The sequence below is a fragment of the Robbsia andropogonis genome (genome assembly GCF_034047095.1).
Taxonomy (GTDB): Bacteria; Pseudomonadota; Gammaproteobacteria; order Burkholderiales; family Burkholderiaceae; genus Robbsia; species Robbsia andropogonis.
In genome coordinates, this window is sequence record NZ_CP139169.1 from 130916 (window position 1) to 143885 (window position 12970).

Here is a 12970-nt window from a genome sequence, read left to right on the forward strand (position 1 = left end):
GCCCTTTTTCTCCAGAAGCAAAAAGCCTGCTGAACGAAGCTCGCCGCGAGCGCGATTTTCGTTGAGCAACGGTTTCCCCGTCCGCTCTGGACATCGACCCTACCACTTCCTTTGAGGTGAAATATGAAACTGAAAGACTTGGAGCTCACGTCCGGTCAGTGGTTATCGCTGCTCCAGAAGTATGGGGTCGCAGCGAGCTCACTTACAGGTAAAGGTGCTCCCTGTCCTATGTGCGGCGGTAACGATCGCTTCACGTATGACAATAAGTACGGGCGCGGCAATTGGGTGTGCCGTCAATGCGACGACGGCTCCCCCGCAGCTGGCGACGGAGTTGCCCTGATCACTTCGGTTACCGGTATGACTTTTCGCGAACTCGAGCGTGAGCTTACCGGGCCATTGGTACACAATCTGAAGCCAGTTGACGTCCCCCTTGCATTGCGTACGGCTGCGGGGCGTAAAGACCCAGTTGCAGTCGCCAAACGCTTGAACAAGATGTGGGAGGGCGCCAAGCCCCTCGCCATCGATGACCATGTGATGCGCTATCTGCAAGCTCGGGTGCCAGGAATGAATGCGCCTGTCTCGGATGCGTTACGCATGGGCATGCTGGAATTTTGGCAGGATGGAAAATTGCTCGGTTCCTGGCCGGGTATCGTGGCGCGGTATGTGTTGCCCGATGGCAGCTTGGGCACGTTACACCGCACGTATTTAGACCGGGTGAAGCCGGCCAAGGCGACGATCTGCGATGGTGATGGCGTGGTGCTGGATGTCAAACGCAACGATGCAACACTCAACCCGTTGTCTGGCGGCGCGGTTCGCCTGATGCCGTCGGCGAATGGTGAAATCGGCGTTTGTGAAGGGCTGGAGACCGCCTACGCGGCTTTCACGATGTTTTCCGTGCCTATGTGGTATTGCCTCAATCGGGTGCATCTTGCTCAGTTCGAAGTTCCGCATGGACATGGTATTCGCAAGGTCCATGTTTTTGTGGACTATGACCGTGTTGACCAGAAGTGCGGAAAGCGTCCGGGCGTGCAGGCGGGCGATGTTCTGGCCAAGCGCCTACGCGCTCAAGGCTTTGACGTCGTGATTCACCGCCCGCGTGTGGAGGGGACGGACTTCGCCGACGAGTGGATGGAATTGGTCAACGGTGCTTCACCAGATGTTGCGTTGCGCCGTGTTGCGAAATACAGGCCGCATCTGAGAACGCCTGCCCGTGTCGCTGTGCATATGTAGAAACGCGTTTGAATTGAAAGAGAAGCGGTAACGAAACTTTATTTGGCCCGGTGGGTTCCTCCCACCGGGAGAGATCCGTCTGGGCTTTCTTGCTTTGTGGGGAGTTGAGATGTCTCAGTTTTGTGTGATTATTTCCCGTTTCGCTATTGTTGGCACGACAGGTATCGACAATGGAAGCCAGCCGGCAGGGAAATCGGAGGCCGTGGCTTTTGATGTGATCGACCGATCGTCGATGCGAACGCGTCATCGTGATCTGCCGTTTTGGACAGCCTGGGAATATTGTGTTTGCCAGTTACAAGCCGAGAAGCTCAGTCGGCTACATTGAATAAAAAAGCGCCGCCCTGAACTGACCCCGCAAAGTTGGACAGTTTTTGGCTAGGCCGTTAAGGGCTGGGTTCTGTACATCACAGGACTCAGCCCTTTCAGCTTGAGCTTGATGCGGTGGTGATTGTAGTAGTGAATGTATTCCTTGATGCCGGCCTGCAGCGCCTCAATGCTTTCGAAGCGATTCAGATAAAAGAATTCTGACTTCAACGTACCGAAGAAGCTCTCCATCGTCGCGTTATCGTGGCAGTTGCCCTTGCGCGACATGCTCTGTGTAAGACCGCGCCGGGCTAGCAGTGTCTGGTAGGCACTCATCTGATAGTGCCAGCCCTGATCGGAGTGGACCACCGGCCGATCGTCGTGCTTCAACTTCCTCATTGCCTTTCTGATCATGCCCGCGACCATTGCGAATGCCGGGCGCGTAGCCGTCTCGTAGGCCACAATTTCACCGTTGTACAGATCCAGAACCGGTGAGAGATAAAGCTTGCTCTCCCCCACCCGGAACTCGGTGATATCGGTGACCCACTTGCGGTTCGGCGCATCGGCATCAAACTGCCTTTGCAGCACGTTCGGTGCAATCCGTCCCACCGTGCCCCGGAAGGCGCGGTACTTCTTCGGGCGCACCAGACACTTCAGCTTCATGGACTGCATCAGCCGCTGGACCGTCTTGTGATTGACAACGATACCCAGACGCCGGATCGCGCTGGTGATGCGCCGATAGCCATAGCGTCCCTTGTGCTGCTCGAATAACGAACGGATGCGCGCCTTGAGTGGCGCGTGCCTGTCCGCTGCCAGCGAGGCCTTGCAGTGATAGTAGAAAGTGCTGCGCGCCAGGCCCGCCAACTTCAGCAGCCCCTGAACTGGAAACCGATGCCTTAATCCGGCCACTATTTGCGCTTTTTGCGCGGCGCTTCGAGGCGTTCCGAGCGGATCAAGGCATCCAGTTTTTTTAGGTACGCGTTCTCCATACGCAGATAGTTCAGCTCTTCGAGGAGCTCTTCTTTCGTGCGCGATACGTCGGATTTCGTCGAATCGGACGGCACAGATGACTTGGGTTGCTTCACGGGTCGTCCTCGCGGGCGAGGCTGCAGCGCCTCGATACCTCCCGAATCATACTGGCGTTTCCAGATGCCGATCACGGCCGGATTGCGGATATCGAATAATGCGGCCGCCTGCCGGCCGGACAGATCCTTCGACAGCATGGCCCTCAGCACTTTCAGCTTGAAGCGCGCGTCATAGTGACTGTATTTCTTCCTGAACGCGTCTTCGCCGCGCTCCTGCCAGGCAGCCGCCCATTTGCGTACCGTGCCGTGATCGATGCCGTGTCGATACGCGACATCCCGGCTACTGCCGCCTTTGCCTGAGAGCAAATCCTTCACAACGGAGCGCTTGAACTGCGCACTATGTCTGCTCATGAAAAAACACCCCAAATCGTTGGACGCGTGTCCAACTTTTGGGGTGCAGTTCACTCCCATAACTAGGGGGCGGCGCTTTTTTTTTGCCGTTGTGTCAGAGCAACTTTAGCTTGTTGACCATCTTCACGATACCTGTCTCCAGCTCGATAGTGGCGGCGACGACGCAGGCGCCCCCGGCAAGTACGAGCCAGGCAAGTGGATCGTGCGCGTAATCGAGATTCAAGGCATCTGCAGGCGAAAAAGAAAAGACGGACAGGGCGGCGTGTGCGATAGAAGAAAACATGTCATTGACTCCGAGGTAGATGGGATTAGTTTGCCAGGAAATTTTCTAAGGCAAGCATCCTTAATCAAAGGCGGCGAACTGATTTGCGATGTCCAGATCTAGATTGTCTTCGTTGATGAGTGGTAGGCTCGTCTCGACGGCTGCGTGTCCCGGTTTCTTTGCCGTCTCACCGGCCGATTTTATAGCGGGGGACCTGGTCGGCGGGATGCCAAGAGAAACGCTCGTCTCGGCCGTATCGTCTATTGGTGTAGCCCCGGCCGGATGCCATATCGTCTGACCCGGGAGGGTAGATGGCTGCAGGGCATTCATTGCGGCCAACTCTCCCAGTATGCGCAACAGCGTTGCACGCTTGCGTGGCGTACTGCATTTTGAGAGTCTAGCGTGCAGAAACGGGGTGTCGATCGGATCGATAACCAGCTTCATTTCGATCTTGGCGGCGGTCGGCTCGTTCATGCGCGCTTAGCGAGCGTGCGCTCGCGCGCTATGCCCATTTCGCCAATCGCAAGGAAGCCTTTCGCATTGGTGAAACAGGGGGCGTCGAGCACCTCGACGGCAACGCGGGGAAATGCCTGACGGATTGCCGCCTCGTAGAGTGCCGCGCCGCCACCGGAGAGGATGATGGAGCGTGCGTCAGCCAGGCGACCGACGTTATTCTGAATTTCCTTGACCGTGGCGTTGATGACCGGTGCCGATTGGTCTAGATAAGGTTGCAGGTCGATATCCTGACCAAAAAAGAAAAACGGTTTGCTCTCGCGCAAAGCCTTATCGATGCGCTCCAGATCGTTGACGGGTTCACCCTGGTCACGGGAGATGAGGCCTGCGATGCTCTGATAGATATGCGAGGCACCGCCCGGCAAGCCGCCGCTACGCTTGTCATCCATCGTGAAGCCATTCGCGTAGACCCAGTCGGTGGTGAAGTACCCCACATCGACGATCAAATGGGCGCTGTCGCGTTGGAATTCGTTGCTGCGGTTTGCGGATGCGAATACCAACGAGCCCAGGGGCTGGGGAATAACCTGGACCCGGCCGATTGCGACCGGACCGTAGCCGAAGTCGACCGCTCCGGTATAGCGCTCCTTGAGTTCGTTGGCGTACTTCTGCATGTTGTGTACCGGTAATCCGAGCGCGAGCCGCTCGATGGTGGTGACACCGGAGAAATGAAATGCACCTCCGAGCAGCGCCGTATAGGTTGCCGATAAGGCGAAATCTTCCGATAGGGTTCGGCCCGTGTTGCCATAAGCGGATGTGATGGCCACGTCTGGGCCGACCTCGTAGTAGGCGCCCTCGATGCACACCTTGGTTACCCGGCGAGTGTTGAGCACGCCATCGCCAAACGAGGACAGACTGTGGGTGGCAGCTATTGGCGCAAGCGAGGGAAACATTCCGGTAGCGACATTAGAGCCGTTGCGAAAGGCGTACTTCGTATTACCGTAACCGACGTCTACTGCGAACACTGAAGTCTTCAAAATACGCTCCCAAGATGGCTATCGTGATACGAAGTCACCCGAATCTGACAGTTTGGGGTGACTTTCGGAATCGTTGAACTGTGGCGGAGTCCAAAGTCACCCGGAACTGTCAGATCAGGGTGACTTTGGCTCGTAACCACCTAGGAGTCTATCGAGCACTACACGAAGTCAAGGATTCAAAAGCGAGGCGAATTTACGCAGCATTTGATATGCGACGGCAACGCATAAGCCGCTATGCTTACTTCACCTACCGCGTCGCTGACGCATCGAATAGCTCACAGGGCCATATTGCGCCCTATGAGCATGTCATCTTCGGGACCGAGAAAGCCGCGAAGATGGCCAATACATCAATCAAATGACCGGGCCGCACGTTGAAGCGGCTTTTTTTTCAATTCCATCAAACACATGATGGCGCACACTGAGTACACCGTACACCAAGATATCTACTGGGCTGCACGGTGAATTCCCACAAATGATGCGCAATGAGGACATGTGGCACCGGACATCCGGACACATCCCGAGCGCGAATTAGGAGCCTGCTACACGTTCCCCAAACGTCAGAAACGCATCCACTGGTCGCTCCTTAAAACAGGTGCGAGCGAGATGGTGGAGCGCGGGGGGCGGGAGAGTGGTGAGCTGCATCAGCATCGCTCCATTCTCTGAGACGCATATAAGACGGCGCGCGCGGCCGTGGAAAGAACAGCGCAACAAGAGCTACGCGGGTGGCGGCAATCGAGCGATCAGCAAGATGCCGTTCATGTGAGATGGCGTTCCTCACAACCGAGTAACCGATAGACGCAATCCAACGAGCACCGCTCGTGGTGCGGCTGTCGGACAGTCGACGCATGGATGCTTCCCCATGTGTGGTTGGCCAGTCAGATATCGCTAAAGGTCAGGAAGAGCAAGGCAGTAGGAAAACGTGCGGTAGCGAAATACCGGTGAAGAGAAACGAAGGTGCAGCAATGCTTGGTAGGGGCAGATTGCGACTGCGCTAAAAGGGAGATGGGTGAAGATGAAAAATAGCCTGAAACTAGATGTGAATGCGATGGTAGAGCGCTATTCGCTCCCCACGCGGCTCAAAGCGGAACTTGCTGTGGTGTGCGCCGCGCAAGTAAGCGAGGTGCTGAGTCGCACCCGCGTCAGCCCGAAGGTCACTTCCTACAAGACGCAGGAAAGGCGGATGTACACCGTCTGCCGGACGTTTGCGGAGCTGCGCACATTAGGGTTTGCGGTTGAAAGTGCGCACGCGCTCTCAGCAAAGCACCTTACAGCATTGGTTGCCTATTGGATCGGCGAAGGGCAATCGGGCGGCACTATCGAGAACAAATTGTCTCACCTACGTGCCTATGCCAAATGGATAGGAAAGCGCGGCCTAGTGCTGTCGCTCGAAGACTACGTCGATCGAGACGCTGCCGGCCTTAAGCGCACGTATGTGACGACCACGGATAAATCGTGGGAGGCGGCGGGCGTCGACGCCGACAGCTTGATTTCTGAGATAGGTAAGCAATATCCGCGGGTGGCAGTCCAGCTCAAGCTACAGGCGGCGTTTGGCCTGCGCATTGAAGAAAGCTTTTCCCTGAAGCCGGCATCGGCGCTACGCAATCTTGATACGCTGAGGGTGAAGGACGGAACAAAGGGCGGGCGTGAGCGTTTGGTTCCAACGCAGTTGCGCCTTGACGTGCTTGCCGAAGCGCTCGCACTGTGCGACCCCTTGAGCGGATCAACGACTCCGGCGACCTACACGATCGCTCGGTGGCGAGACCACTACAACTTCGTGTTGCGCAAGTTCGGCATATATAAGAAAGGGCTCGGCGTCACGAGTCACGGGCTTCGTCACCAATGGCTCCAGAAATACTATGAACGTATCAGTGGTGCGCCGGCGCCGGTAAAAGGTAGCGTGCTGCGTCCTGATGCTGACTTGCATCGCGAGGCCTTGCAACTTGCGGTAGAGGCGGCTGGGCATAGCAAGGCATCGAAAACCGGTGCGTATCTATCGACCCACCACACGATGGCTGGAATTCAACGAAAGCGCATCTCTCCAGATGAAGCCAAGCAAGCGCTTGATCAGGCGAATGGCAACGTGTCGCAGGCCGCAAAGCATTTGGGAGTTACACGGCAATCGTTATATCGCGCTATGGCGCACCTGGCACCTCGGTAAACGGCCGTTCACATTGGAATGATCACGTCTTTAGTAGCGCATAGACCGGCCGCGAGCGCGACAGTTTGTCGTCTAATTATGTGTTACGGTGGTTTGCGCCGTCATTGGTCGCTGAGGTATGGCAAAGTGGTAGAAAAGGTAGGTGAGGAGATTTGGTCGCCCCGCCACGTTGTCCGTGACGCGAATAACATTCGCGTGCTGATTTACGATCACGGGGACGAGGTTGCCATGCTCTGCGAGGAGCTGGAGCTGCGTGGTTTCGACACGATGCGAGCAGCTACCGGTGCGCAAGCGTTGGTAACTGCTAAGGCATGGCGGCCTGACATTGCCGTGGTCGCAACAGACGTTGTATTAGGCGACGGATGTGCCACTGCGCGAAAGCTGCGAAACGACGATAAATGTTGGGATGTCGCAATCATTGCGTACACGTCGGATAGCGCAGAGAAAGTGCGTGACAGTACTCGGCAGTTCGAATTCGACGCCTATTGCCACAGAAGTCGTGGACCGCGCAGATTAATGGCGCTCATCGAGAGACTAACGCCGCCGGACTTACCAGCGATCCCGGTCAGGTAAATCGTCTACGGTTCTGGCCACCCTGGCCTCCCAAGCGAAATCGGTGTAGGCGGCGTCGGACGGAAGGCAGGGGAATTGGATCGACGGCACCCCGTCCACGATAACCATCTTGACCAGTTGAGTGATTTTGCGAAAGCGTGCCGCGTCCTCAAGTGTCGGCTCGATTGGCCAGTACTCGCGACCGGTCAGCGTGGCATCAAGTATGCGCAGCGCGGCTGCTTTAAGCACCGGCCCCCGAAGCTCCCATTGGTCGTCGTCCGTGGTGGCCATCATTGCCAGGACGAGTTGTTCGTCTTTAACCCCGACTTCCCGGTCTATCAAGGCGCGTACATCGTCGTCGCTGTACTTTGGACGTTCTACGCGGGTATTCCAACGGCGGCCGACTCGCTCCAGCACATCGATTTCAGCTTCGCCGTCTTTCAGATCTTCCCACGCCGTGGCCATGCCGCAGTCAGCGCAGTGGATATTTCGCAATTGAATCGTTTCGGGCATGCCGGGTGGGCGTGCTCCAGAGTCACCGTTTTCCGGGGCGGTGTCATAACCGAAGTCACCGAAGATCCGGTAATCAACCCGACGTTCGTAAAACGGCACGGCTAGACGCTGGGAACGACCTATTTTTGGCATTCCGGCGCAGCTAGGGCAGGGAATCAGTTCAGCAATCATAGTGGTAGACGTCGGCGCGGTTGGATCGGTCGTGTGGATACTGGGTGGGGCTTGTATCGCCACTCCTGTCGTGGACTGGCTTTTTGTTTCGAACCCGAAAGATACCGCTTTTTATGCATCATTCGCAATTAGGGGTTCGATTATTTGCGCAAGGCATCGTGAGTTTCAAGGAAGACGGACGTTTGTCTGGTAGATCGATGCCTAATTAATATGCTATCGATATTATCCATTCGCAAACATAGCGTTACGTGATTTTTCAACAGGAAGTTAGGCCGATTCTGTGGATACTTTAGGTCCGCGTAATCGTTAAGCGCACCAAATATAGGTAGCATTTGCCGTTTTCGAGTGGCGAATTTGCTGTATTGTCGTTCCACCTAACGCGTCCCACGACGCATCGATTTAACCCAGACGGGAGTTCTCCCGTCCTGGGCAGCTCTTCGTCCTTCGGAGAGCATGCATGGTTCGCAAAATAGCCAAAAATCTTAAGCAGTCGATGGGCAGCGGGCGCAAAACCGCACTTATCGCTGCCATTCATTCTTTCCCCGCTAAGCACCGACCTGAGCAGGTATTTTCAGACTTCGTCGAGTTGGCGGCCTTGTCGATATCGAACGCCGTGGATCGCTCCCAGTTCGATGCTCGGGAAAAGCGCTACCTCGAAGTGGTCAAGGGTTATGCTTCGGAAGATCTCGCACTTTTTCCTGAAATGTTGGGCCTTTTGACGATCGAATTGGAAGAGCGGGTGACATCCAATACGCTCACCGATGTTCTTGGCGAGACGTTTATGGGTCTTGGTTTGGGCAATGATCGTACCGGGCAGTTTTTCACGTTATGCGCAGCTGCGCATAACGTGAAAACGTTTGTTTTGTAGATAATCGGTAGAAAAACATCCTTGACGCGATAGTTGAAGCGTCATAAATTTGACACCTAGAAGGTACAAGATAGTAGACACTGTGTTGGTTAAAAGACAGTTCGAGAAAGACATTACGTATAACGTAATAATTTACGGAAGAGCACTTAAAAGGCTATTTTTAGGATTGCTTGGTAATATCTCAACGCGCTACCACAACAACCTCGGATTCGGCGTAACCAATGCGTTCGCGGGCATTGAGGCCGGCGCCAATGAGGTCCAGGCGATGCTGGGAGGAATTGGCGAACGCGCCGGTAATGCGATTTCTAATCCGAAACAAAATGAAAGAGACCGAAATGACTACCAAACCATACGAGAACGATTCCCAATTCCTTATTGCGAAAACGAATGCGATGAAGAATCATCGCGTGTTTGCCCGAGTGAGAACGTTGGAACAGTTGCGCACGTTCATGGCATGGCATGTTTTCGCGGTTTGGGATTTCATGTCGCTGGTCAAACGCTTGCAGAACGACTTCACTTGCACGAGCGTACCTTGGGTCCCACGGTCTGCGTATCGTGCCGCACACCTGATGAACCAGATCGTGCTCGGGGAAGAAACCGACGAAACTCCGGATGGCGCGCACCTCAGCCATTACGAGTTGTATCTCGCGGCGATGGAGGAGGTCGGCGCCGACGCGGGGCAGATAAGGCAGTTTGTCTCGCTTGTCGCGCGTGGCGCGACCGTGTCTGCCGCGCTGAGTGAAGTGTCAGCTCCGGAACCAATTCGGCGGTTTGTGGAGGCCACCATGCGTACTGCCGAGAAGGGCAGGACGCATCAGGTGCTAGGCAACTTCTTCTACGGCCGCGAAGATGCCATCCCCCAGATGTTCTGCTCTCTGCTGAAGGAATGGGGACTACCAGCCGATGCAGCGCCGATGTTCCGGTATTACTTGGACCGGCATATCGAACTGGATGGAGAGAGTCACGGACCCGCGGTTCGAGCCATCATTCAGGAGGTCGTCGGTAACGATCCCGTTCAGATGGCCGAGTTGAGGTCTGCGGCAGCGGATGGGGTAGAGCAGCGAATCGCGTTGTGGGATGCATTGGCAGAGCGGCTGGAATTCACTACCCACCACGCTGCTCTTTCGGAGTAGTGAGCCGGCGTCCGCACATGACAAACAACGACCTGTTTAGCTTATTGTCCGGGCGAATTATCTCGGACGAATACGCGAGTGACGCTGTCACGCGTCCCCTGCATGAGAACTTCGTGGACGCAGGGTATGTGAAGTTGCCCAACTTCTTCACTGAAGCAACCCGCAGCCTGATTGCGCAGGAGCTCAAGCTGATAGAACCCACGAGTCGGCGCAAAAACTTTGTGATGCCAGGCTATGAAACACCGCGCCGGTTGTCGGTCGTCGGAGGCGACCGAATTCTGGAGGAATGTTTTCCTCTGGCGATGGTGTATGCGAACCATGATCTATGGGCGACTCTCTCATCGATCATCGGAAAAAAGCTGTATCCGGTCGCGCATCCGGAGGAGTTCATCGTGGCGAATTTTCTTCTGGGCGAGGACGATACACATGGTTGGCATCTAGACGATCCGCAATTTGCATTGATTGTCGTCTCTGCTGCACCAGAGCCGGACGACGGTGGTCTACTCGAGTTCGTTTCGAACTGGAGTGCATTCTGCAAGCAGCACGGTTTGGCTGCTGAGAAGGATATCGAGATGGCGGTCGCACTAGCGTGTGAACGAGGCGAGGTGCGGCAATGCCACCACTCCGCGGGGGAGTGTTATCTGATCAACGCCGCAGAGAATCTGCATCGCGTGACGCCCATAGTCGGTCGCAGCACGAGAAGGGCATTGAACATGGCCTTCGATGACAGGCCGAACCGGTGGTTTGGAAATACGGCAACGCTTTTATATGGCGAGAAGGAACATGTCTGATTCTTCTAGAAACCGTGTTGGAGCGTCAGATCGTTTCCGGGGGCAGGTGGTCGCCGTGACTGGAGGAGCGACAGGCATCGGTGCTGCGACCGTCAGCCGTTTCGCTGAAGAAGGGGCTCAAGTTTTGGTGCTCGACTTGAACGGCGAAGGGGCAGGAAGTGTGGCGCGTGAGCTGTGCGCCGCCGGCGCGAAAGCCGAAGCCATCGCAACTGATGTAGCCAATGAAGACGAGTGCAGGCATGCCGTTGAATATATAGCTGACCGCTATCGCCGACTTGATGTGCTGGTCAATTCAGCCGGAATAACGCGACGCGCCACCGTCGTTGAGACGACCGCTGCGGAGTGGGATCGCGTGCTAGCAGTCAATCTGCGGTCCGTGTTTTTGATGGGAAAGTATGCCGTACCTCTTATGCGCCGTTGTGGTGGCGGGCGGATAGTCAATGTCGCTTCGGGCTGGGGGCTTGTGGGCGGCGCCAAGGCCGTAGCGTACTGCGCTTCCAAGGGGGGAGTAGTGCTGCTAACCAAGGCGATGGCTGTCGATCACGGTCCGGAAGGCATCACCGTCAACTGCGTCTGCCCGGGTGACACCGATACGCCCTTGCTGCTTGACGAGGCGCGGCAACTGGGACTACACGACGATGCACTCATTGTGCAGGGGGCGAGTCGTCCACTCGGTCGAGTTGGCAGGCCGGAAGAGATCGCGGCATCAATTCTGTATCTCGCTTCGGCGGATGCGTCGTTCGTCACCGGCGTATCGCTGGTCGTCGACGGTGGTGGACTTGCGGGCTCAATGTGACGCAATTGGAGAGCAACCATGTCGTTGGTCGTTACGCGTGATCCTGCAGCAGCGAAGCGGCGAGTATTGTCGGTAGCGGCGAGACTCGGGCTCGCAGGACATCTTTCGGGGCGTGACTTAAACGCCCTGACGTTGGAGGAAGTGCTAGCAGCTCTGCCAGTGTGTCGGAAAAAAGAGCTTGTTTCGTACGGGCATGATGCAATCGACGAACATCTCGAAAAGGGGCTGCTGTTCAGCGAAACCTCCGGCACCACATCAACGCCATTGCAGACGCCCCGAGGCACGGTCGATCTGAAATGGAACACATTGAATCAGGTGTTCGCTTATAAGCGTCACCTGCAGCCCGGCGTCGATCGAGTCGCGATCTTGCATCCAGGCGTGTTGAGTCCGTTTGTCGAGGCATCTGCTCGCGCGCTGCAGGAACTTGGCGTTGGCTACGCTCGCGTCTATCCGATTCCTCACGTCTGCGAATACGACCGGATTTCTGGAGTGTTGGAGCGTTATCGGATAACGGCGATGATGTCGACACCGACGTTGGTCTACAAAGTGTTGTACGAATTGAGAAAGGCTCGCGGCGGCACGCTCCCATCCGGCCTGAAAACGCTACTGCTGACCGGCGAGCACTTTTCTCAGGCGAGCGCGGCGAATTTGGGTCGCATTCTCGGCCCCGAAGGACGTGCCTTGCCGTTTGTGTACGGTTCGAGCGAGGCCGCTACCTTGATGTATGGAATAGCTGACGGCCGTTACCGGCCGATCTCGGAGGACTTCATCTTCGAAATCGTGAGAGACAGGTCGGAGAGTGTCGCGATCAAGGACGAAAGCGGCCGGTGGTCGGGCCGGCTCGTGGTCACCTGGCTCCGAGATGGGTTGTTGCCGATTTTGCGCTACGACACCAACGACATGTTTACGGTCGAGCGTGAGGTCGGAACTGGGGAGTATGTATTTCGATCCGAGGGCCGGGCGGACGACTATCCGCTCGACATTGAGCAGAAGGAGGCGCTCGAAAGCGTCATCTTTGGGTGCGATTTCCCCGTGTTCCACTATGAATGTCTTGCATATCCGAATGACCGGCAACTTACTGTCCGCGTGGTGACGGATAAAGCAGCGAATGTGGATATCTCGGCTTCGGAGACGGCAATCGTGGAAAGCTTGCGCGCCGAATGGAAAGTCAATCTGATTATTAATCCCGTCGACTGCACGTTTTACGAATTTTCCCCTACGACGAAGACGAACCGATACCGCATCGGCTGAACTGTGGCCTTTTTTTTAT

The 12970-nt window shown here is 56.0% G+C and carries 12 protein-coding genes and 2 pseudogenes; 9 read left to right on the top strand and 5 right to left on the bottom strand.

Going from position 1 to position 12970, the window contains the following annotated elements:
• Positions 1 to 123 precede the first annotated feature (123 nt).
• Both SJQ66_RS13300 and SJQ66_RS13305 read left to right on the top strand, forming a co-directional pair.
• Positions 124 to 318 (top strand): annotated as a pseudogene (locus SJQ66_RS13300) (primase-helicase zinc-binding domain-containing protein); the annotation flags it as partial.
• Between the two features lie 39 nt (positions 319 to 357).
• On the top strand, positions 358 to 1230 hold the full coding sequence (locus SJQ66_RS13305; protein WP_320534527.1) for a DUF7146 domain-containing protein: 873 nt from the start codon (positions 358 to 360) through the stop codon (positions 1228 to 1230).
• Positions 1231 to 1605: 375 nt separating this feature from the next.
• Here the strand turns inward: SJQ66_RS13305 and SJQ66_RS13310 are convergent.
• From SJQ66_RS13310 to SJQ66_RS13325, 4 genes are all read right to left on the bottom strand, one after another.
• A protein-coding gene (locus SJQ66_RS13310; protein ID WP_407691505.1) for an IS3 family transposase occupies positions 1606 to 2969 on the bottom strand; the annotation gives its coding sequence in 2 pieces (ribosomal slippage) (positions 1606 to 2495 and positions 2495 to 2969; 1365 coding nt in all).
• A gap of 94 nt (positions 2970 to 3063) precedes the next feature.
• Positions 3064 to 3252 (bottom strand): hypothetical protein, encoded by a 189-nt coding sequence (locus tag SJQ66_RS13315; RefSeq protein ID WP_320534423.1) that lies wholly within the window; start codon positions 3250 to 3252, stop codon positions 3064 to 3066.
• A 60-nt stretch (positions 3253 to 3312) separates the two neighbouring features.
• The gene (locus SJQ66_RS13320; RefSeq protein WP_320534424.1) at positions 3313 to 3705 is read right to left on the bottom strand and encodes a hypothetical protein; all 393 of its coding nucleotides are present in this window, start codon (positions 3703 to 3705) and stop codon (positions 3313 to 3315) included.
• Positions 3702 to 4718 (bottom strand): PRTRC system protein D, encoded by a 1017-nt coding sequence (locus SJQ66_RS13325; protein WP_253466266.1) that lies wholly within the window; start codon positions 4716 to 4718, stop codon positions 3702 to 3704. The genes SJQ66_RS13320 and SJQ66_RS13325 overlap by 4 nt, the downstream gene beginning before the upstream one ends.
• Positions 4719 to 5730: 1012 nt before the next feature.
• Here SJQ66_RS13325 and SJQ66_RS13330 point away from each other — a divergent pair.
• Positions 5731 to 6876 (top strand): phage integrase N-terminal domain-containing protein, encoded by a 1146-nt coding sequence (locus tag SJQ66_RS13330; protein ID WP_320534258.1) that lies wholly within the window; start codon positions 5731 to 5733, stop codon positions 6874 to 6876.
• 549 nt (positions 6877 to 7425) lie between these two features.
• On the opposite strand, the gene SJQ66_RS13335 is transcribed toward SJQ66_RS13330, so the two are convergent.
• Positions 7426 to 8073, bottom strand: coding sequence for a hypothetical protein (locus SJQ66_RS13335; RefSeq protein WP_407691490.1), 648 nt, complete (start codon positions 8071 to 8073; stop codon positions 7426 to 7428).
• A gap of 496 nt (positions 8074 to 8569) precedes the next feature.
• Between SJQ66_RS13335 and SJQ66_RS13340 the strand changes: the two genes are divergently transcribed.
• The 6 genes and pseudogenes from SJQ66_RS13340 (at position 8570) to SJQ66_RS13365 (ending at position 12951) form a co-directional block, all read left to right on the top strand.
• Positions 8570 to 8980 (top strand): hypothetical protein, encoded by a 411-nt coding sequence (locus tag SJQ66_RS13340; protein ID WP_320534425.1) that lies wholly within the window; start codon positions 8570 to 8572, stop codon positions 8978 to 8980.
• Positions 8981 to 9062: 82 nt separating this feature from the next.
• Positions 9063 to 9269: pseudogene (locus SJQ66_RS13345) on the top strand (hypothetical protein); the annotation flags it as partial.
• A gap of 46 nt (positions 9270 to 9315) precedes the next feature.
• Entirely contained in the window at positions 9316 to 10113 is a 798-nt protein-coding gene (locus SJQ66_RS13350) for a DUF3050 domain-containing protein (protein WP_320534426.1), read from the top strand.
• A gap of 17 nt (positions 10114 to 10130) precedes the next feature.
• Positions 10131 to 10904: a HalD/BesD family halogenase gene (locus tag SJQ66_RS13355; protein WP_320534427.1), complete on the top strand. Its 774-nt coding sequence runs from the start codon at positions 10131 to 10133 to the stop codon at positions 10902 to 10904.
• Positions 10897 to 11700, top strand: coding sequence for an SDR family NAD(P)-dependent oxidoreductase (locus SJQ66_RS13360; protein WP_320534428.1), 804 nt, complete (start codon positions 10897 to 10899; stop codon positions 11698 to 11700). The genes SJQ66_RS13355 and SJQ66_RS13360 overlap by 8 nt, the downstream gene beginning before the upstream one ends.
• An 18-nt stretch (positions 11701 to 11718) precedes the next feature.
• Positions 11719 to 12951, top strand: coding sequence for a phenylacetate--CoA ligase family protein (locus SJQ66_RS13365; RefSeq protein ID WP_320534429.1), 1233 nt, complete (start codon positions 11719 to 11721; stop codon positions 12949 to 12951).
• Positions 12952 to 12970: the final 19 nt, after the last annotated feature.